The organism is Sphingobacterium ginsenosidimutans (assembly GCF_039536865.1).
In the GTDB taxonomy this organism is placed as follows: domain Bacteria; phylum Bacteroidota; class Bacteroidia; order Sphingobacteriales; family Sphingobacteriaceae; genus Sphingobacterium; species Sphingobacterium detergens.
In genome coordinates this window covers 1,321,201-1,344,311 of the sequence record NZ_BAAAZK010000002.1, presented here as the reverse complement: position 1 = coordinate 1,344,311, position 23,111 = coordinate 1,321,201, and the positions used below count along the sequence as shown (strand labels likewise).

The window sequence follows — 23,111 nt, the reverse complement described above, 5'->3', positions numbered from 1 at the left end:
AACATTAAAAGGAAATCAAAATGAAATATCTAAATCAATTTAAATCGATCCTTTATGTTGTACTACTAGTTGCCTTAGGCGCCTCATCTTGTACAAAGGGATTAGATTACGAAAATACTGGAGCGATAAATCCCAAAAACGTCTGGACAGATTCTGTTCTGATCAAGGCCTATTTAAATGATATATATGGTGGTCTTATGCCGCGCTGGGAGCTTGGAAGTGGAGCGAATGCCGACGAAGGGATAAACGCGGCAGGAGGAAATTTAGGCAGTTTCCAACAGGGGATTGTTGATGTAGCAGTCAACTTCACTAATTTGGATTATACCTATATCGACAAGGCCAATTATTTTATGGATCAATTGGCGGGTGTACAGGAGTCTGTACTCAATGCAACAACGAAAAATCGATTAATCGGTGAAGCTAAATTTTGGCGGGCTTGGAAATATTGGGAGATGGTCAGTTCAATCGGTGGTGTACCTTTGATCTTGCACACACAAGATGGTAGTGATCTCAATTCATTGAAAGTGCCCAGAAGTAAAACCTCTGAATGTGTTGCACAGATCATAAAGGACCTGGATGAAGCCGCTTCGTCTTTGCCTCCCAATTACAGTGGGGTTGACTATGGCCGTATAAATCGTGCAGCAGCTTTGGGCCTTAAAGCGCGGATTCTTTTGTGGTATGCTAGTCCGTTATTTAATGCAACAAACGATCAAGCGAGATGGACAAATGCGTATAATGCAGCAAAAGCTGCTGTGCAAGCTGCTGATGTTGCTGGTTTTGGACTGTTTGAAAACTACCGATTGATCTGGTATTCGCGAAATAAAGAGCAGATTATGGTTAGGCAGTATTACTATCCCGATAGTTATATGAATTTTGCTCCGATTAGACCTCTTGCATTCACGAATGGAAGTACAAACAGTGACCAACCGATACTTCCCTTATTGATTGCATATCCTAAACGTGATGGTAGTCCTATGCAGCTTGATCAGAACCAATTGTCCAATCCGGCTTATAATCAACAGTTCTTAACAGATTTTTATACCAATCGTGATGATCGTTTCTATGCAACGATCTGGTGTGGGGGTACAGTATATCCAACACCTGATGTCAATGTTATCGGAATGACCACTCCGCGGTCGCGCTCTTATTGGCAGGCCTGGACTTGGAAGGAAAAGGCAACGCCCAGTACTGTGCTTCCAGCTAGAGATAATAGTTTGTTTTCAGGGATTTCTCCACTGATCCAAAATGGTGATGAAAATGGTGTAACTGGATTTTTTCAACGTAAAGGTTTAGATACGCTTTTGGATAGAAATGCTTTAGTGGGTGTTGCGGCCAATGCGAAAAGCTGGTTTTCACCAATGCGTTATGCCGAGCTTCTTTTGAACCTTGCTGAATCTGCGAATGAAACTGGCCGGAGCGGTGAAGCATTAAATGCATTATACGCTATTCGGAAGCGCGCAGGGATTGCAGCAGGAACAGCGATAAATTATGGTATCACGGCGACTGGACAGGCAGATCTACGTCAGGTAATTATAAATGAGCGTCAGGTGGAACTTGCTTTTGAAGGATTCAGATACTCTGATTTAAGAAGATGGAAACGCTATGATATCTTAAATGCGCAAGGTACTAGAAAAGGGTTATTATTGATGTTAAATAAAGGTCAGGCCCTTCCAGGAAATACAGATAATATCATGAATGCTGCGGTAAGATCGAAATTCTCTGCTGTCGTTATTGAAAACTTAGATAAAACGGCTTCCGCTAATCAATTTTATAAACTCAGTCTCAAACACTGGTTTAATTCTTTAAATCCTGCACAAATTTCTATTGAACCAGATCAGCTCCCTCAGAACAAAGAATGGGGTGGGACCTTTGACCCCTTGCAATAGTGAGTGGTTATAATTCGGTTAATGCGCTGCAGCTCATGGTGCCTATGAACGTTACTTACATTAAGTTTAAAAAGACGTTAAAATAATAATAGAAAAGAGGCTTGTACATTTTTGTACAAGCCCTTTTTTATGTATAGTGTTCCTCTATATTTTCTTTTTTTGCCAATGTTAACTAAACCTAAATAGGGTGTAACAATGGATATTTTGTCTGACCGTGTTTAGTTGGTATGTACTTCTTTATAGGAAGATATTTTTCTGTTATTCTCAATTTTTGACTAGGGATTACTACTTTTCAATCGTCTTGTTAGAAAATAAACGATATTTGATAGAAGAAAAACCTAATATTAACCATGAAACGCAGAAAATTTTATTGTTCCTGTTTTTTTGTACTGACCTCTTTTTTTGCTTTTGGGCAGCAGCAAAATGATGCAGTTCAAAAGGTATACCTGATCTTCAAAACACATCTCGACATCGGATTTACCGAACTTAGTTCGGTTGTGGAGCAACGTTATATCAATGAATTTATTCCCAAAGCCATTGCTGTCGCTGAGGAGCTTCGGAATTCTGGGGCAAAGGAGCGTTATGTATGGACAACAGGCTCCTGGTTGATTGCTACTTATTTGGAACAGGCAAGTCCAGAGAACAAAGCACGGTTGGAAGCAGCTATTCGTCGTGGCGATATTGTGTGGAACGCAATCCCCTATACGGTGGAATCGGAATCGCTGAATAAAGCACTTTTTGGAACGATGTTGCAATTATCCAAAAAATTAGATCGCCAGTTTGGCAAACAAACGCGGGCAGCAAAGATGACTGATGTTCCCGGTCATACAAGAGGAATCGTTCCTTTGTTGAAAGAAAATGGAATAGATTTCTTGCAGGTAGGTGTAAATCCAGCGAGCAAAGTGCCAAATGTTCCTGCACTATGTCGCTGGAAAAGTCCCGATGGTAGCGAAGTGACGTTGATGTACCAAAAGGATTACGGTAGTGACATGATATTGCCTGACGGAAAGACAGCGATGGTCATTGCATTTACCGGCGATAATCATGGACCACATACCGTACAGCAGGTTAAAGAAATCTATGCATCCCTCCAGAAGCGTTACCCAAACGCTATATTGCAAGCTTCAACACTTAGTGATGTTGCTGATGTATTACGACCGATGAGAAATAAGCTCCCTGTGATGACACAAGAGATCGGCGACACCTGGATACATGGCTTCGGAAGTTCGCCTTTAATGATGGCTCGGTTTAGAGCCTTATCCAGATGTTATGAGACTTGGGTTCAAGAGGGGCGTATAAATCCAAATAGTGATGCTGCCATCCGCTTTGCCATTCATCTAGGCCTCGTGGCCGAACATACTTGGGGGTTGGATGTCAAGACCCATTTGCAACACTGGGATAAGTACCGTTTTTCAGATTTTACGCAAGCGTTAACATTACCTGCGTTCAAAAAAATAGAAGCTTCCTGGGCCGAAAAAGAAGCTCATGTTGAACGGTCACTGCAATATCTACCCAAAGATCTGCGCGCTGAGGCCGATAGTGTTCTACAGCAATTGGCACTGGTTCCTAAACCCAAATTTGAAGGACAAGATAGTTCGCTACAATTCACCAAAGATGGATCATTCCAATTGGATAAAAAAGGTCTTCGGATGAAAATGGGGGAACTAAGCTATCAGAGTTTTTCAACTAAGGAATTTGAACGTTTTATGGATTCCTATATTACACAAAAAGTGGATTGGGCCATTCGGGATTTTGGCAAACCGGGACTAACCTCGGATATGTCCGAAAGCCGCACCCTGATAGCTTCTCTTCAGAAATCTGTTTATAATAAAACTAAAAATGAAATATATAATCGCTTGAGTCTAACGGGGGGAGATGGGGTCGAACAAGAGGTGCTCCCAAAACAGATCTATAGCACTTATCATTTCAATGAAACAACAAATCATATCCAGTTGAGCTACACCTTGGTGGATAAACCGGCTAACCGTTTGCCGGAAGCATACTGGCTGAGCTTCTATCCGAAGGATGTCCTGGATATACTCGTTGAAAAAGTAGGTCAACCAGTACGTGTATTGGATGTTGTGGAAGGAGGAAATAGGCAACTGCATGGATTGGATCATTACGTGGATATAGTGACGAACGCAGGTAAAATACGCATCCGTAGTAAAGATGCTTTGTTGGTAGCCGTTGGCGAGCGGGATTTGCTGAATTATTCAGTGCGTCAACCGAATATTAATAGTGGTTTACATTTTTGCTTATTTAATAATGTTTGGGGAACTAATTTTAGAATGTGGTTTGGTGGTACAATGACATACCGATTTGATATGGAATGGATACCGCAGAAAGCAAAATAAACATCTTGTAGTGGAATACAAAATAACAAGGAAGTGACTATAATCGAATCGCATATTGGGATAGACAATCGGGGTATCTAAAAAACGAAGGAGCGAACTCATAACCCCGTTGAAATAAACACGAATAAATAGTTATTTATATACAAATAAATAGATTAAATACAATGAAAAATATTACGTTTCTGGTTGGCCTATTGATCTCGGGATTGGGATTTCCTGTATTGGCGCAGGAAGTAAAAACGAATTTAACGGAAATACATTTTAACCAACAGGGCTACTATACTTCAATTAAAGTAGACGGTAAGGAGCTTCTTGAGGCTGGTAAATATCCAATCCTGTCGGTTTATAAAGATCAAAAAATCATACAGCCAAAAGGGCTTAAGGTTAATGGGGACCGTTTTTCAATAACGATGGAGGACGGTCAGGCTGTCGAACTGAAAGTTGGCCAACATAAGGAAGCGATTACCTATGAAGTTCTAAAGCTATCACCGGCTTATAAGTTGCTGGTGTTTGGCCCTGTAAAAATTAAGCTTCACGAGGTTGTTGGTGAGGTCGTAGGAGTAGCTCAGGGGGAGGATCTGGCTTTTGGTATGCAGTCTTTACATGTTAAAACCGTTGCCGGTATTCCCAAAGATTATATTGGGAATTATAGTACAACTTTTGGCTATAAGGGAGCAAATAGTGACCTATCCGTAGCTAGTATTTCATTTGGTCATTTTGCAGCAGTGGATGCCGGAAATGGAACTGTATTTCAGTTGTCTGCCAAAAATCGGAGTGAGGGGGAATTGCAACAGGTGAAAGGATTGAACAATATGATGACATTGCCTGTTGAAGGTCCCGATGGATTAATCGTTGGGGCTAAAGTAGCACTCTTTGGTGATAAACGAAGCCAGATATTAAAGCGGATCGGAAGAGTGGAGGTGGAGCAGGGCTTGCCTCATCCTATGATCGAAGGGGAGTGGGCTAAGGTATCACGTGACGCGATGCGTTCATACTTGATTACAAACTTTTCCGCTACCAATTTGGATTTTGCATTGGAAAAGACAAAACTCGCAGGATTTAAAAATCTATACCATCCCGATCCTTTTCTTAATTGGGGACATTTCGAGTGGCGCAAAGAGTTGAGTACAGAAGCTGATGCTGGCATGAAAAAATTGGTCGATAGGGCTGCGCAGCGAGGAATCGATATTGGTATCCATACCTTGTCTAACTTTACGACAACCAATGATCCTTATGTTACACCAGTCCCCAGCAAGCACCTCCTCAAACAGGGTGAATTGAAACTCATTGCTGCATTGGATGCTAATCAGCAAGAGATCACTGTTCAGAATAGTGAGCTTTTTTCCTTACCGCTGACACTTAATACACTACAGATAGAGGACGAGCTGATCACTTATGGCAAAGCCGAAAAGAAGGGGGATCAATGGATATTGACCAATTGTGTGCGGGGAGCGTTTGGTACCAAAAAAACAAGCCATGGGGTAGAGAAAAGTGTCTATAAATTATGGGATTATCCCTATAAGACTTTATTTCCGGATTTAACGCTTCAGGATGAATATGCCAAAAGACTGACCACAATTTTTAATAAAACAGGTGTGAAACAGATTTCATTTGATGGTCTGGAGGGCTGCATGTATACCGGCCAGGATTATTATGCAACAGGCAAATTTGTGGCTGATTTCTATCAAGGTCTTGAAAATAAAACTGGTCTCATCAATGATGCCAGTCGTCTCGACCATTATTTATGGCATATCCATACCCGGATGAACTGGGGTGAGCCTTGGGGCGAAGAAATGCGTACGGGGCAGGTCAAAAATCGGATCAAGAACCAAGCTTATTTTTATCGCAACTTGTTCCCACGAATGTTGGGTTGGTTTTTGGTACGACTAGCGGATAGAAAGTTTGAAGCCACCTCTTTGGAAGATCTGGAATGGGCACTCTCCGAATCCGCAGGTTTTGATTCAGGATATGCCATGAGTATCGATATGAAAACTTTACAACAACATGGACAGATAGACTTGTTATTGGAAAGCATGAAGAATTGGGATCAACTGCGATTGGCCGATGTTTTTACGGCGGAACAAAAACTCAGGCTAAAGGATCCAAAGACCGAATGGCATTTGGAAAAGATTGATGATACTAAATTTATGCTTTATCCATTATTTGTCTCCAAAAGATACCATTGTGACCTCTCTTCGATGCAGCCGGGACAACCTGGGGGAGCAGACTGGTCATGGGAATCTCCGGAAGAGAGTTCATTTGCCTTACGGATAAAAGTAGAAGGTGACGGTATCATCGAAAATCCATCTTTTAAAACCGATAAGGGTATTGTCAAAATCTTGGGGAAACTAGAAAAAGATCAGTATATCCTATTGGATCATAAAGGAAAAGCAATATTAACAGACAAGAATTATCGCCTTATTGCGGATTTATCTGTGGAGGGGACCGCCATGCTGCCAAAAGGTGGTTCTGCTATCGCATTTTCTTGTGACAATAATGGGGATGAAAAGCCAGAGGTTATCATCAGATATAATACACGTATGAAGGGTGAATCGGTAAGTTTGACGAAAAGATAGCAGATTGAGTAAAGACATAGTGAGTATCGAAAGTGATTTTATTCGGGTCAATATGCTGGAGGTTTCTGAGGGTAGAGCGGGCTTGGCCAAAGTAACCTTGTTTCGATAATTAATAATTAAATTAAGATAAATACTACTATTATGATGAAGCGCTACTGTAAGTCATCCACGAAACTGGGATTTGCGCTGGCTTTGACACTATCAATTTTTGGCCGGGTGTCGGCACAACAGGTATGGAGCCCTGACAATGGAAACGGAACGTTTACCAACCCTTTGTTTTGGGGTGATTGGCCCGATCCGGATGTTATCCGTGTTGGTGATGACTTTTATATGATTTCAACGAGTATGCACTATGTACCGGGTGCACCGATTGTGAAGTCTAAAGATTTGGTGAATTGGGAAATGGTAGGTTATGCCGTAGATCGTTATGAAGAGGATCCCCGTTATAATATGGAAGGAGGAACTTTGTACTTGAATGGTTCATGGGCAGCAACCTTGAAGCATCATAATGGAAAATTCTACGCTGGATTCTGTACACCATATGGTTGGGGGCGAGAAAAAGGTAATTTTTCCATCTGTGAGGCAGATAAAGCTGAAGGTCCCTGGAAGCGGACAATCTTTCCTGAATACCTCTATGACCCAGGACTGTTCTTTGATGATAATGGTAAAGTTTATGTCGTGCATGGACAAGGTACACTATATCTAACGGAATTAAATGCAGATGTTAAATCTGTGAAGAGCGATAAAGTCAAAATTTGGCAGGGGAGTTTCAAGAATGCCAAAGAACTTGGAGGAAATTTTGGAATGGAAGGAGCACATATGTACAAGATCAAGGGCAAGTATTATATCACCTGTCCGGCCGGTGGAACACAGGGCTGGCAGATTTGTTTGCGTTCAGATAATATTTATGGTCCTTATGAACACAAATTGATTCTCAATGATAACAGTTCCTATCCTGATAACGGCCTACACCAAGGTGGAATGGTGCAATTGAAAAACGGGGACTGGTGGTTTATAATTATGCAAGATCGCGGTGCCATAGGTCGGGTCCCTCATCTTCTGCCTGTCAAATGGGAAAATGGCTGGCCAATGCTCGGAACCGGTAACAAGGATGTCATTACCTATAAGAAACCAAATGTCGGAAAGACTTACCCCATAAAAACTCCGGCTACGACTGATGAGTTCAATGGTTCAAAACTAGGATTGCAATGGCAATGGAATCATAATCCTGACAATAGCAGATGGTCACTGCAAGAACGTAAAGGTTATATGCGTTTACATGCTTCACGCGCAGATTCTTTAAAAACGGCCCGTAATACCTTGACACAACGTGTGCAGGGGCCGAGTTCGGAAGGTACTGTTGAAATTGATCTGAAGGGATTGAAAAATGGCAATGTAGCTGGCTTTGGTATCTTTGAATTTCCTTATGCTTTCGTCGCTGTGGAACAGGTCAATGGCAAACGAAAAATTATCATGAGCAATGATGATAAGATTATTGAGCGCAAAGAGAATTTTGAAGGTGACAAACTATGGGTGCGGGCGCGTGTGACCGATAAGGGATTTGTTGCGAAATTTTATTATAGTACCGATGGTGAAAATTTTTATGTCATTGGAAATGATTTAACCATGCAACTCGGCTTACCTTGGACAGCAAACCGTTTTGCACTGTTCAACTATAGTAAAAGTGCTGAAGGGGAGGACGGTTATGCCGACTTTAACTGGTTTAGATTCACGAATAAGTAAAATAAGTTTTAAAAATAATAGCTGATATTTGCACGAAAGCCTAGTATAATTTGACGATACTAGGCTTTTTTGCTGCTTTTTGCAAAATGCATAACTATTCTGATACAGTATTGGCAATAACAGTGATTTTAAGTAAGTTTAGAAAACAGTACCAAGAACCACGCATGAAGCAGTCTCGTGAGAAAATATGAATATTGTTGACAAACAGACCTTAGCAGATTTAAATGTTACGAACAGTCAGTATAGAGACATGGTTGATTTTTTTGACCGTACAATTACATGGGGTGGTCGAGATACCCTGTATACGTATTTTCTTGAACCGCTTTCCGCCAAATCGGAAATAGAAGATAGACAGTGGATTATTCGTTTTATGCAAGGGGCGGATATTACGGATATTCTGGATAAATATATGATGCAAGATCTCGAAAAATATTTATCGTTACCATTGGAACCCTATTCAGCAACCAAAACATCCTATTACTTGGAACTGGTATCGACAAATTTTCTTTCGTTAGACTTCAAAAAACGCGATCTATTAATCAGACGCTCTATTTATGAAATAGCGAAAATCATAGATTATCTCAACGTATTTCTCGGGTCCATTAAGTCTCAGCATCCCACCAGAAGTATTATAGCCAATTACTGCGATAAAATTGATTGTGTACTTGAAGATATCGATCAGGCTGAGTTTGAAAAACTGTTGAAAAATAAACTGTCCCTGGAACTGATGATTAAATATGATTATCAGTTTAGGAATATAAAGCGAAATGCAATACGGGAAGTATTTGAGGTTTTATATCAACTGGACGCTTTGTATGGTGTGGCTCAAGCTACCAAAGGTAAGCCCCTTAATTTCCCTAGTATTGACGATCGAAATTTAGGTTCCGATATGATAAAAATAGGGGCAGCGTATAATCTTTTTCTAGAAGATCCGGTCAAGAATGATATTGAAATAAAAAGAGGTGGTAACTTATGGTACCTTACGGGCGCGAATATGACGGGCAAGTCTACCTTATTGAAAACCATTGGAACCTGTGTGTATTTGGCGCATCTTGGCTTTCCTGTCCCTGCGGAGGTTATGGAAACGGTGTTGTTTGATGGGATATCAGCGACAATAAATCTAGGCGATAATATCAATGCGGGTGCGAGCCATTTTTTTAACGAGGTACTTCGTGTAAAACACTTAGCTGAATTACTTGCTGCGGGTAAAAAGATGTTTGTGCTGATGGATGAGCTATTTAAGGGCACAAATCACAATGATGCCAGTGAGGCAACATTGGAACTCATCAACTGTCTTCACAAATTTGACAATAGTGTATTCTTATTATCTTCCCATATCACTGAAATCTCATCTTTGCTAGCTAGAGGAACTACCATAATGAAGCACTTGGCTGTCAGGCTAGATGAGGAGAAAGGACTCCTGTTTACCTACCAGCTTGCCGAAGGTGTGGCCGAAGACAAACTAGGCATGTGGCTCCTGCGGCGAGAACATGTATTTGATATTTTGCGGAAAACTCAGTCACAGCAATGATCGCAATAGTTTAGATTTTATTTTCTTTAAAAGCATACTAGGGTTGCGGTGATTCTACACGTCTTATACAAAGAGTTTCTTTAGATAAAAAATCAAATTTATGATAAAGGTTATTTTACTTGCTCTATTTATTCCGCTTATTTCTATTGTACATGCACAAAAGATAAATTTGGAGAGCCCTACGGCTGTATTGCAGGCTGAAGTAAATTTTACTTCACAGAAAAATTCCATACAATTATTGTCCAGTGCTAAGAAGGTGCTTACGACTATTGATCTGTTAAACTTTGACTGGACTGAGAATATTGTAAAAGGAGACTGGCGACTATCCAAAAGTAATAAGAATACAGTGCGTCAGAAATGGAAACCTGTTTTTGGAGAATGTGATAATATCAAAGATTATTATAATCAATTGGACCTGCAATTGGAGTCTAGTGGAAATAAAAAGAAAATCTATGTGTATATACGACTTTATGATGAGGGAATAGCCTTAAAGTATGGTTTTGATGCCAATGATTTTTCTGGCGCTGCTATTAAATCTGAATATACAGCCTTCCACTTTGGGACTGATGCAACGACATGGGTGTCTGGCGCTGCACAAAGTGCTTATACAAAAACGAATCTGAGTCAGTTAAAGGGTGAGTTCGAGAGACCGCTGGTTGTCAGTCCTGCGCCACAATTATTTATGGCCATTGGAGAGGCAGCTTTGGTGGATTATGCCCGTATGAAATTTACTTATCAGGAAGAAAAACAAAGCTATGTTGTTCAGTCTGCACTATCCGGAGCAGTTGATTTAGATCAGGCTGGATATGAAAGTCCTTGGCGTTATGTTATGGTGGGAAATTCGGCTGGAAAATTGGTTGAAAATAATTATTTTGTTCTTAACCTCAACAAGCCTAACACAATTAAAGATACCTCTTGGATAAAGCCCGGCAAAGTGCTGCGTGAGGTGACTTTGACCACTGATGGTGGGATTGCAGCAGTTGATTTTGCAGCACGTAATCAGATTGCTTATGTAGAATTTGATGCAGGCTGGTATGGACCTGAGGAGTCGACTACCTCGGATGCCTCTCAGGTAAACGTTGATCTCGCACGTTCCAAAGGCCCTTTGGATCTGCAATATATTATTGACTATGCGAATAAAAAAAATGTAGGTATCTTACTTTACGTCAATAAAAAGGCCTTGGAAAAGCAGTTGGATGAAATCCTACCAATTTATCAAAAATGGGGCGTCAAAGGCCTTAAATTTGGCTTTGTTAATGTGGGTAGTCAAGAGGCTACGGTATGGCTTCATGAGGCTATTCGTAAAGCCGCTAAATATAAATTGATGGTTGATGTACATGATGAATATCGGCCTACGGGGTATTCCCGCACTTTTCCAAATCTGATGACACAGGAGGGTATTCGTGGTGATGAGGAATCGCCGAGCTCTGAACAGAGTCTGACGACAATGTTTACACGTGCCATTGCAGGTGCTGGTGATTATACTAACTGTTATCATGCCGTTCGTGTAAATACCAAAATGGGAGGGAAGGCAGCCCAAATGGCCAAGGCAATTATGATCTATAGCCCATGGCAGTTTATCTATTGGTACGACCGTCCGGCTAATGCACCGCATAAAGCTGGTGGCGCAGGAGGAGAACACGAAAGCTTGATTGATGAATCTGAAAATACCCTAGAATTTTATCGTGGTCTCCCTGTAACTTGGGATGAAACCAAAATTTTGAAATCGGATATTGGAGAATGTGGTGTTATCGCCAGGCGTTCGGGAAATCGCTGGTATATTGCTATGCTTGGCGCAAATATAAAACAAGATATCAAAATAGACCTTTCTTTTGCCGGGAATCCGGAACGTTTCAAAGCACATTTATGGAGTCAAGATACACAGGATCTAATCAATAACATCGTAAATAAAAAAGAGCTCAAGCTTAATTCGACAACATTTGCTACAGTGCTACCACCTAATGCAGGAGCCGTATTGATTGTAGATACCTTGAAATAACTGTCGTTCAATCTTTAATACTTTTAAAATCAGCCATTGACATTAATGGCTGATTTTATTTTAGCCTCAATCTATGTTTTTACCCTTTTGGCAAATGATGATGAATTTAAAGGGCTGCAAAGAAAACACCAATAATAGTCAAATTTGACGTGGTTGTAGTGTGGACATATTTGAAACTTTACAGATAAGAAAGAAACAATTTGTTAGGTAGGGAGAGATAAAACTCCATTGCAATGAAGACAAAAGCTTTCCATATTTCTAAACTATGTAATGAAACAGATAGCAGACAACTTTGATCAATTATTTAAAGCGTATCATTACCGATCGTTTTTATTCGCAAAATCTTTTGTTCATATTGATGTGGTTGCCGAAGATATCACTGCTGATGCACTTATGATAACATGGATACGAATGCAGGAGGAGAATTTGTTATCACCAAAAAGCTTTCTGCTAAAGGTAATTAGAAATAAAGCTCTGGATTATCTGAAGCATCAGCGAATACATCGGCAATTGATAGAATCTTTGGATAATTGGGACGAGTGGGAACAGCAACTGCGGATTGACAACTCAAACGAAGTCAATGATGGACAAATTTTCCTAAAAGAAATTAAGCAAATAACGCAGCAAACCTTGGATACAATGCCTATGAAGACGAGAGAAGTTTTTGAATTGAGCCGGTTAAGTTATGTTAGTGGTAAAGAAATCGCTCAACAATTAGGGATTTCACTAAAGGGGGTGGAGTATCATATCACCAAAGCGCTTAAAGTATTGACGGTTAACCTGAAAGAATATATGCTGGCTTCTTAGTATTTTAGATACTGGATTTTTGATTAAATAACATGTACAATCAAGGAATAGATAGGGTAATATTGGGGACAGCTGGATTGGGTGGTGCCTGGGGAGCTGTGGACGAGGAAGAGTCTGTTCAAACCATATTTGACGCTTTGTCCCATGGAATTATGGCATTGGATACAGCCCCGGCCTATGGGCGCGCAGAACATTTTGTTGGCATAGCCTTAAAACAATGGGCAGGAGTGAAGCCTGCAATTAGTACCAAAGTAGGCCGATTAAAAGGGGATACTGCTACCCAGGCTCGTTATGACTACTCGAAAAGGGGGATGGAAAGGAGTCTAGAGGATAGTCTAGCTAGACTCGGAGTACCACAGGTTGATGTACTTTTTTTACATGAACCTGCTGTTGTAGCACCAGAAATGGCCGAAGGGGTCGTATGTCAGATGTTACGGTTTAAAGAACAGGGCCTAGCGAAGCAGATCGGCCTAGGTGGTAACCTGCCGGAATGGTTCAGGCCATTTTTCGTAGAGGGGCAATTTGATGTTTTAATGGAGTATAATAGGTTGAATGCCTGTAATCTAGATGCAACTCATAGCACTATTCCGATATGTGTGCAAGCTCAAAAAGAGTACTATGCTGCGAGCCCGCTGAATATGGGATTGTTGGGATGTAATTTTAGGCAATTCTCTCAGTCAATACCCGACTGGCTTGGTTCCAAAGAGGTGGAACAGGCAAGACGGGTGCACGCCATTGCGGAACGGTATGGTATGCTGTTGGATGTAATGGCATTACGATTTTTATACACAATACCCGCATCTTTTAAAATTGTAATAGGAGCTGCAAATCAATATCAACTAAATAGTTCCCTTAATGCGATTAGCCACGGTGCTCTGCCGGTCGCGATTTATAATGAAATACTGCAAACGTTTAACGAGAATAAATGAATAGAATAGAACAGGAGATTTTTAATATCCAAAAAATCAGTATTCGAGTCTTAGAACCAGTCGCGACGATAACTCCTTTTCAAGATGCAACAATGGGACCTTTCCCGAGTTTCGGCCTGTCGATCATCCGTATTGAGGATGCTGATGGTTATGTTGGTGAAGCTCCTGTATATAACAGTTATAACAATATATTAGAAACCTGCTTATTTCCGATATTATTTCATTGTGAAGGCATGTCCTACCAGGAGTTTTTCCCAAAGTTGTATTGGTCTATCCGAAATGAAGGATTTAAAGGTGCAGCCTCTGCTTTATTGGGACAGGTCGACATGGCCCTTCATGATTTGGCGGCCAGCAGGCAAGGTGTACCCTTGTATCGTTATATCGGTGGGGAAAGAAATCGGGTAAAGATCTACGGTAGTGGAGGGGGAACCAATTATACATTGCAGGAGTTAGAAAATGAGGTTGCCTTATTTTTGGATGCTGGAGTAGATTGCTATAAAATGAAGATCGGTAAGGATTTCGGAACGAATATGGCCGCCGATATTGATCGGGTAAAACATGTGCGTAAATTGGCGGGGGATCAGATGCAAGTGGCTGTGGATGTTAATCAGATCTGGTCTTCAGCAGATGTATTTAGATTTATAGATGCCATTGGTGAGGATGAATTATGTTGGCTTGAGGAACCTTTACATTCTGCGGCATACGATCAGATTGAAGAGCTCTGCAAGCGCACATCGGTAGCTGTGGCCTATGGTGAATCTGAGCGTACTTCCAAGATTTTTCCCATGTTGGCTAATTGTGGTGTCAAGCATTTACAACCGGTACCCACCCAGTTTGGTGGCATAAGAGAATGGATGGAAGTTCGGGACTTATGTGCGAAGCGTAATTTGCAGCTCTCTTCTGGCGGGTATTCCTTATATTCGAGCTTTTTAATGACAACAGCAAGCGAAAACAGTACGATCGAATATTTGTATTCCCTGATGTATGGTTTGGAAAAGTATTTTATGATTCGACCGACATTGGAAAAGGGGCATTTTCATTTACCAGAATCAGCAGGATTGCCTGTAAGGATTGATTGGGATTATTGTTTTAAAGAGAATAAAATCGTCCGGGAGCAGGTCTGGTTAAAGCAGGACTTACCAGGATATAATCCCCTAGTTAGCATGTAGCACCATAAAAATAGAATCTAATGAGCCTAACATTTAATAGTATTGATTATCTGGTTTTAGTATTATATGCAATAGCTCTGTTTTATATCGGTTTTCGCTTCAGTAAAAAGGAAAAAAGTCAACAAGATATATTTTTGGGTGGACGGTCGCTGAAGTGGTGGCAGATCGGTTTCTCTATCTTTGGCGCCAATGCTGGACCAATGATGTTGATCGGATTTGCGAGTATCGGATTCTCCCACGGTATTGTAGCTAGTAATTTCGAGCTGCTCGCCTGGGTTTTTCTGATGTTGCTGGCGATGGTTTTCCTACCTTACTACCTGAAAGCCAAAATAAGTACGATCCCACAGTTTCTACTGATTCGTTTTGGCAAAAAATCCTATAATTTTCTGATTGTATATAGTTTGATCTCCATATTGGTGGTATGGTTGGGTAGCGCTTTGTATGCGGGGGGACTGCTTATCTCTGGTGTCTTCGGTTGCCAGCTACTTACAGCCATCGTAATCATTGCTGTAGTGGCTACTAGTTTTACCGCAATAGGGGGATTGAAGGCTGTCGTTCGTACCGGAGTTTTTCAGTCTGTGATCATTATCATATCCTCTGTTATTTTAACCTTCCTTGGCTTTCAAAAGATTGGTTCTCTTGATGCTCTGGTCAGCCAAACTCCAGAATCTTATTGGAAATTATTTCTTCCGGCATCTAATCCCGAGTATTCATGGATAGGTATTGTATTGGGATATCCTGTGGTTGCCATCTATTATTGGTGTGCAGATCAGACGATCGTGCAAAAAGTGCTTGCAGCGAAAAACCTCAAGGAGGGACAATATGGTGCCTTATTTATTGGCGCACTTAAAATTATTATGCCGATCATATTTATTTTGCCGGGTATCATGTGCTTCGTGCTATTTAGGGACACCGAGCCAGACAATGCCTATATTACCATGATCAAACAATTGATGCCCCACGGTTTATTGGGTTTGAGTATCGCAGCTCTGATTGCTTCATTGGTGGATACGGTATCCTCCAGCTTAAATTCGTTCTGTACAGTATTTACATTGGATGTGGTCCAACAATTTAAAGTGCTGAACAGTAATCAGCAAAGACGTATGGGGAAGTGGGTAACGGTATTTGTTGCCTTGGTAGGGATTGGAATAGCCATGTTATTTTCCTATTCCGGAAAGGGTTTTTTTGATCTGACACAAGGCTTGGTGTCCATTTTAGCTCCGCCACTGGCCGTAGTCTTTCTTTGGGGAGTTATCTGGCGTGGCGTCAATGGTATTGCTGCCGAAGTTGTACTCTATGGTGGCGGCCTTGCCTGCTTGGTACTGGGTATCTGTCATGTCCTAAATTATCCCTATCAGGGCTACTGGCCGCATTTTTTAATGCTTTCTTTTTATATTTTTGTCGCATTGAGTCTTGTTATTGTTGCGGTGTCACTCTTGACCAAATCCAAAGATAATCTGGAAATACCAACTTTGTTTGAACAACACAAAGGAGAGACAGGAGGGCAGTCTAAATCTGTCTGGCTGAGCTGGGCTGTTCTAGCAATTGTTATGATCATGATTTATCTTTATTTTAATTGACATTATTCGTGAATTGGTATCCGATCTAATCTGGTTTCAACATATCGACCATTTAACTGATGGAATAAACAAATTGGAAATGAAAATTCTTATTCGACTATTAGGACTATGCACCGCTGTGTTATTTGTAATGTGTAAAGGGGAGGTCTCAAAATCTCCGTTGCCTGACTATGATGAGCATGTCTTTGTTGTCAATATTGTAGACGATGCCAAAAAATTAAAGGAATACTTGACTTATCACAAGCAGGTGTGGCCTGAAGTGGAAGCTGGGTTTAAAAAAGCAGGTTACCAGCGGATTGCACTTTATCGTTTCGATAAACTGATTGTTATGACAATTCGTGTACCTTCGGGTGCCGATCTGGCAAAGATGGGTAAGATAGCCGAATCCTACAGCCCAAAATGTGCGGAATGGAACCTCCTCATGAATACTTATCAGCATGGGGTCCGCGGAACCAGCGAAAAACAGACATGGGTAGAAACAGATCTTTTTTACGAATTTAAAAACAAATAGCTTCCGGCGTACGGTATTGCTTTAAGAATTCACGGGGTGAACTACCTTTGACATCCTTAAAGTGTTTGTTGAAGTTTGAAATATTATTGTAACCGCTTTTATAGCAGGTCTCTGTAATATTATATCTTCCCTCCATCAATAATTTAGCGGCATGACCAATGCGTATTTCTTTTATAAAATCTACTAAAGTTCGATTGGTCTGCATTTTAAAAAAACGACAAAAGGCCGAAGAAGTCATGGGGACAACAGAAGCCACATCCTGTAAAGTGATATCTTCCCTAAAATGCTGGAATATATAGTCAAAAACTCGATTGATCCGATTCGCATCACTGGAATTTTCAATGATATTAAAAGAAGGAGAAGATAAAGTTTTATACGATCTAGATAAGGCTAATTTGTCTAGAAGTTGTAACATCAATACAACACGGGATAGTCCTGTTGCGTGCAACATCTCTTTGAGAATTTCTTTGGCCTGTCTGACGATAGGGCCGGAAAATATAACTCCTTTTGCAGCATTTATAAACAACTGGTTGAGGAGGATAGCCTCTGGCTTAGTCAATAAATCTTTTCCCAGAAAATCAGGATAGAAATGTATGATGGTAGCACTTGCTGGTTTGTCTGTCTCAACAGTATTATGATATTGCCAACAATGTGGTAGATAGCTGCCTAAAAGTACCAGTTCATCTCCTTCGAAGTCTTCGATATGGTCGCCGATAAATCTTTTTCCGATACAATTTTCCAAGAGTGCAATTTCAAAATTCAAGTGCGACTTTAACGAAGTGTATTTCTTGATTTCGAGTTCTTCACTACGGACGGTAAATGATTGATCAGGTGGAAATGTAAAGTTTTCATAAATATGCTGCATCATAATAAAAGCTTTAAATCGTTTAAAAATCCTTGCATTATAGCAACCGGTTGCATAATTTAGTTAAAGGTAGAGAAAATTTTTGTTAATTTATAGCATTTAAGATGTCCATGTAGCAAATGTCCTATGCAAAATAACATAATAAAAGAGCAATTTATTGGTGGTTCGCTTTTTATATAATCGCGAAATTTACAGATAACCTGAGCTATATAAATGATACAAATAACCATGTTCAATAGAATACGCTTGTTTATGGCCCGGAAAGTATAAATTCAGCGTACAGGGAGTAAAATTGAAATAGAATGATGATCTCGATGTGAATTTCATGAGTTTAGCAATTTTGTGAATCAAGTGATAGAGCAGATCTATGGAAAGATCCGGAAGTAATTTTGCATAAACTGTATGATATAAAAATGAAAAAGTCGCGGTATAATTTAGAGTACCTTTTGACCTGTGTGTAAGTTGGGCTATTATTACGACCCAACTACTTATGTTATCAAACGACTATTGATCAGAATAATAAATCTAATAGATGAGAAGCAAATACAATATACTACTAAAAAAAATAGTGGGAAGCCTGTTGCTCTGTGTAACTACATTCAATAGTTTTTCTCAGGTCTGGTTACCCAAACAGCAGGATAAAAAAGGGATATTCCGTTTATTGGACTGCCATTATGAGGGTGCAAAATTAAAGCAAAGTTCTGTTATAGGCATACATTCCGACAACTGGGATGTCAAGCAGGAGATTTTGAAAAAGATAGGGGACAATGCGGTAAGTTACCGATTTATTTTTAAGGCGAAAAAGGCCATGAAAGATGTGGGGGTAGCCGTAGCTTTTGATGCATATGATTGGTCTAGCGATAATTTTGTTATGATCCCTGCTGTCGTCTATAATGGTAATAGACAACGTATTGTTAACCGCGAATATGCGACAGGGCTAGACAAAACGGATTATTATCGAAAGGATTTGGCACTAACATCCAATCCGATTCCCCAGCTTTCCCCTGAATTTGGCGCACGCTCCCAATTGGAGGTCAATATAAGTAATACTACCACGCCACTGATGGCCTACCTGGACCGCAAGCAAAAAAGAGGAGTTTTTCTTTTTACAGATCAAGGTATCACATGGAAAAGTGAGGTGAAAGACCATGCATTAATTGTTGAAGAAAGCTCAGATCGGAGCATAGCTAGTTTTGTTGTCAGTGCTCCTGGAGTAAGATCACGTAAACCCGAGTTTATTGGTTTTAGCGATAGCCCCGATCGTGGGATAACTGTAGCCCCAGGTGATGAACTTGAGATTCGGGTCACTAGGATAGAATTTCAGGCCGAGAATGTCGCTAGCCTCTACGCTCGTTTTATGAAGGAGCGGAAACTACACCTCAGGGAAGCATCTCCCCGTAATTTAATGCCGATGAGTGAAGTCCTGTCCCGCATGGCAAAAAATATTGATGAACGTTATTATTCAAAAGATAAGGTGGGATTTTACTGCCCTGAAAATGCAGATTGGATGTCCTATGGCTGGGTTGGTGGATTGATCAATACCTATCCTATGCTTGCACTGGGCGATAGTGTACATTTTGGACGAGTGAACAGCACATTCAATTTCGCACTTCCTCAGGGGCGTGGCGCCAGTGGTTATTACTATGACGTGCTTGGTGCAGATGGCCAGGTTATTTATCGGGATGGCGCCAAACTAAATCCAGGTATCGGATTGACGCGTAAAAATGCCGATGTCCTCTACTGGATGGTGAAGCAGTTTATGTTATTGAAAAAACAGGGTAAATCTTCTTTGATTGTCAAAGAGTGGGAAAACTCAATCCGGCAACTTGCGGATGCATTTGTGAAAACTTGGCATGAGGAAGGAACTTGGGGTAATTATTTGGCCGTTGAATCTGGTAAAGTAGCAGCTTATAATACAACAGGGGGGGCGATGGCTGTCGCGGGACTCACATTGGCGGCCTCTTATTTTAAAAACGACAATTATCTGCTGATAGCAAAAGAGGCTGCAAAAAAATATTACGGTGATTTTGCACTGGTTGGTTTTACTTCGGGGGCCTGTGGCGATATACTTCAAAATGCGGACTCCGAAACCGCAATCGCTTTGACTACTTCGTTGATGACACTTTTTGAACAGACCGGAAATCGGATGTATCTGGAGCAGGCAAAAGATCTAGCAAATTACACCGCTTCATGGACGGTATCTTTTCCCTATCAGTTACCCGAAAATACAGCTCTCGCTAAATTGGGAGCTAACCTAACAGGAGCTGTATGGGCCAGCACGCAGAATAAGCATGGTGCTCCAGGCTTCTGTACACAGTCCGGTGATGTGCTATTTAAACTTTTTCGGGAAACGGGAATAAGCTTGTATGCTGACCTGATCCGCGATGTTATTCATGCTCACGCTGAAGGTATCCAACCAAATGGAAAGATTACCGAACGCCTGACGTATTGTGATGCAGATAGCCGAGGTTCACGCGGTGATGGCGGTAAAACAGGCTGGAATGAAACCAATGGTGCACTGATGGCCCTGGAGATCCCAGGTCTTTATGTCCGCAAGGACAAAGGAACAGCTTACGCCTTTGATCATATTATCGTGAAAGTGATCAAGAAAACAAGTCAGGGTTTAGCTATGACATTGTATAATCCAACAAGCTATGACGCGAATGTCTCGCTGCTGGCAGAAGATGCCGTCCAATCAACGAAACCTTTGGGAGAAAATGCTTTTTTGGACTGGAGTAAAAAAATTAAAATCAAAGCTGGGGACACGGTTCAGATCACGATATAAGGAGGGGCAGTACAGATACAAGATGTTTAAAAATAAAGCTAATGAAATTTTTGAAAACTAAATTACTATGTCTCGGGTTGATGGCACTATCAGTTGCAGGCTATAGTCAGACAACATTAAAAACAGATTATTTTAAGATTGTGATCGATCAGAAAGGTTATATCACGAGTATGCAGAATATTACAAAGAAACCGAACCGGGAGTTTAGTCCAGCAGACAAACCTTCGCCTTTAATGGTGATTTATAATGCCAAGAAGCGACTATATAACTATCCAGAACAAGCCAGTTATTCTGCCAGTGATAAGATTATGACTTTACGCTATCCGAACGGTTCTACAGCACGAATCAGCATATTACCCCAGGCGAAATATTTCAAGATGAAATTACTCTCATTGACCAATTCGGAGGAAATTGAGGCGATTCAATGGGGTTCTTACCATACAAACATTACCAATTTATTGGGGGAGATTATCGGTGTAAGTAGGGATACAAGCGAATCTGTTAATTATGCCATCGGTATGCTAGCCTTAAATGACAATACGTTGGGCGGGACGGCAGATATTCAGGGTGATGCGGCTCCATTTCAGTACATTATCCATTCACCGGATGCAGCGCGTTTTCCATTGCCAAATGACCTGCATGAAGGCCAAATATTTACTTTAGGTGGGAATGGTATCAGCGATGTTGCCTTCTATGCGCACAAAGAACCTTATTATCGGATTATGTACGGGAATGCAGCTGAGGTGGATAAAAATGGACGGATATCCATTACGTACCAATCTCGGGATCGTAGAAGTCCACGCGAAGTCTACTATTCACTGATTCCTAATATGCCTTCCAACAAGCCGAATCATTTGCAGGTACAGCCTATTCCCGGAGTCGACTTTATCGGGTCCACGGTCGCTTTTTGGGGTAGTCCGGATAGTACTGCCTTGATGGATGTGGTACAAGATATTGTGCGTAAAGAAGGTCTACCGTACCCTACAGTAAATGGCAAGTGGGTGAAAGATCCAGCGGCCTATGTGCCGGATATATTGACTGAAGGCGGCAATTACGATAATATGATCAATTATACAGATCGGTTGGGATTTAAGGCAATCAGCTTGTACGACCAAGGATTTCTACGTCCAGACCGTGGTAATGAGGGGTACATTGATGGTAAAAACTTTGAACATAAACCGTTAAAATTCTCGAAGGGGAATGCGCTTTCTCATAAGGAATATGCTGTATTAGCCGCTAAACATAATATTGTGATCGGTCGTACACCGATTACAAATGCCCTAGCTCCAGGAACAAAAGATGCCAGCCCCGTTCCCAGTGACAGTATCTGGTATCAGCAAAAAAGACTTCTAGCAAAAGGTATCAGTGCTACCGATACTTTAATCTATGTAGACGACCCTACGCATTTGGAGGAGATTGGAAGTTGGGAAGGGCATGTCAAAAGTTTGAATATGATTAAAATCGGAAAAGAACTTATCCATTATTTGGGTGTAAGCGACACCAAACCATATAGACTATTGAATGTAAAACGTGGTTATTGGGATTCCAAAGCAACAGCACATCAAGCGAACGATACCTTGTATAAATTGCAGGTAACAATTAACTATGGTTATGATGGCCTGATCCCGAATATACAGTTACAGGATAAAATAGCGGAATATTACGCCGATGTATGTGCGATCAACGGTCTAGGCTATTATGATTTTGACGGTCAGGAATTTCTATTTAACAATGGTCATGGCTATTATTCCGCAAAACGTTTTTTCCGCAAAATGTTTGAACGGGCGAAACAACATGGCCTGGCGGATATTCGCTTTACAGGTGCTACTTTATCAGAGGGATCTTGGCATTACCAGAGTATATGGAATGTTGGTGGAGGAAAGAACCTGTACGATGCGCAGACGCGGGAATGGGGGAGCGCGACAAGTCAGGGGAAAGATTTACGTGACGTTTGCTATGCCAATTTCTTTCCGGCAGGTATGGGTGGAAATTTCCCAATTACAGAAAAATCCACTGTCGAAGAGTATGAACATATCCAGGCGATGTCTGTGGGGACTGGCTCGACTTATAGTCTGAAATTGAATCAGCAACAGGTGGAAAGTTGTCTGCAGAAGGATGCTATTTTCAAGACAATCCGTATTTGGGAAAATGCACGTGCTGCAAATGCCTTTCCGAGATGGGTGAAAAAAAATCTGGTGGATCCAAGCCAAAGCTTTAGGCTGGAGGAATTGGATAAAGATCATTGGAATCTTTATCGCCTGAATAAAGATGGATCAGGTAAAAAACTCCTGTCAAAATTGACTCGTGCTAAAGGCTATTAAAAAGAAAGCCTGTGTTCTGTTTAAGCGGAATACAGGCTTTTACTAAAATTTAAAT

14 protein-coding genes are annotated in these 23,111 nt (G+C 40.9%); 13 read left to right on the top strand and 1 reads right to left on the bottom strand.

Features of this window, described 5'->3' with window-relative positions; all coding sequences use genetic code 11:
* The first annotated feature begins 20 nt into the window (after positions 1 to 20).
* The 11 genes from ABFX33_RS05570 (at position 21) to ABFX33_RS05520 (ending at position 17,085) form a co-directional block, all read left to right on the top strand.
* Positions 21 to 1,886 (top strand): RagB/SusD family nutrient uptake outer membrane protein, encoded by a 1,866-nt coding sequence (locus ABFX33_RS05570; protein WP_346084735.1) that lies wholly within the window; start codon positions 21 to 23, stop codon positions 1,884 to 1,886.
* A gap of 350 nt (positions 1,887 to 2,236) precedes the next feature.
* Positions 2,237 to 4,240 carry a DUF5054 domain-containing protein gene (locus tag ABFX33_RS05565; protein ID WP_346084734.1) on the top strand — a complete coding sequence of 668 codons (2,004 nt, stop codon included), beginning with the start codon at positions 2,237 to 2,239 and terminating at the stop codon, positions 4,238 to 4,240.
* A 164-nt stretch (positions 4,241 to 4,404) separates the two neighbouring features.
* Entirely contained in the window at positions 4,405 to 6,816 is a 2,412-nt protein-coding gene (locus ABFX33_RS05560) for a hypothetical protein (protein WP_346084732.1), read from the top strand.
* A 141-nt stretch (positions 6,817 to 6,957) separates the two neighbouring features.
* A complete protein-coding gene (locus tag ABFX33_RS05555; RefSeq protein ID WP_346084730.1) occupies positions 6,958 to 8,559 on the top strand; it encodes a glycoside hydrolase family 43 protein in 1,602 nt (533 codons plus the stop codon).
* 187 nt (positions 8,560 to 8,746) lie between these two features.
* A complete protein-coding gene (locus ABFX33_RS05550) occupies positions 8,747 to 10,090 on the top strand; it encodes a MutS-related protein (RefSeq protein ID WP_346084729.1) in 1,344 nt (447 codons plus the stop codon).
* Between the two features lie 100 nt (positions 10,091 to 10,190).
* Positions 10,191 to 12,089, top strand: coding sequence for a glycoside hydrolase family 97 protein (locus ABFX33_RS05545; protein ID WP_346084728.1), 1,899 nt, complete (start codon positions 10,191 to 10,193; stop codon positions 12,087 to 12,089).
* A gap of 270 nt (positions 12,090 to 12,359) precedes the next feature.
* On the top strand, positions 12,360 to 12,896 hold the full coding sequence (locus ABFX33_RS05540; protein WP_346084726.1) for an RNA polymerase sigma-70 factor: 537 nt from the start codon (positions 12,360 to 12,362) through the stop codon (positions 12,894 to 12,896).
* A gap of 32 nt (positions 12,897 to 12,928) precedes the next feature.
* Entirely contained in the window at positions 12,929 to 13,825 is an 897-nt protein-coding gene (locus ABFX33_RS05535; RefSeq protein WP_346084725.1) for an aldo/keto reductase, read from the top strand.
* Positions 13,822 to 14,994, top strand: coding sequence for an enolase C-terminal domain-like protein (locus tag ABFX33_RS05530; protein WP_346084723.1), 1,173 nt, complete (start codon positions 13,822 to 13,824; stop codon positions 14,992 to 14,994). The genes ABFX33_RS05535 and ABFX33_RS05530 overlap by 4 nt, the downstream gene beginning before the upstream one ends.
* A 20-nt stretch (positions 14,995 to 15,014) precedes the next feature.
* On the top strand, positions 15,015 to 16,574 hold the full coding sequence (locus ABFX33_RS05525) for an SLC5 family protein (protein WP_346084721.1): 1,560 nt from the start codon (positions 15,015 to 15,017) through the stop codon (positions 16,572 to 16,574).
* Between the two features lie 79 nt (positions 16,575 to 16,653).
* Positions 16,654 to 17,085: an L-rhamnose mutarotase gene (locus ABFX33_RS05520; protein ID WP_346084719.1), complete on the top strand. Its 432-nt coding sequence runs from the start codon at positions 16,654 to 16,656 to the stop codon at positions 17,083 to 17,085.
* On the opposite strand, the gene ABFX33_RS05515 is transcribed toward ABFX33_RS05520, so the two are convergent.
* On the bottom strand, positions 17,072 to 17,953 hold the full coding sequence (locus tag ABFX33_RS05515; RefSeq protein ID WP_346084718.1) for an AraC family transcriptional regulator: 882 nt from the start codon (positions 17,951 to 17,953) through the stop codon (positions 17,072 to 17,074). The two genes, ABFX33_RS05520 and ABFX33_RS05515, sit on opposite strands and share 14 nt — an antisense overlap.
* A 529-nt stretch (positions 17,954 to 18,482) precedes the next feature.
* Between ABFX33_RS05515 and ABFX33_RS05510 the strand changes: the two genes are divergently transcribed.
* Positions 18,483 to 20,735, top strand: coding sequence for a hypothetical protein (locus ABFX33_RS05510; protein ID WP_346084716.1), 2,253 nt, complete (start codon positions 18,483 to 18,485; stop codon positions 20,733 to 20,735).
* A 41-nt stretch (positions 20,736 to 20,776) separates the two neighbouring features.
* A complete protein-coding gene (locus tag ABFX33_RS05505) occupies positions 20,777 to 23,056 on the top strand; it encodes a hypothetical protein (RefSeq protein ID WP_346084714.1) in 2,280 nt (759 codons plus the stop codon).
* Positions 23,057 to 23,111 lie beyond the last annotated feature (55 nt).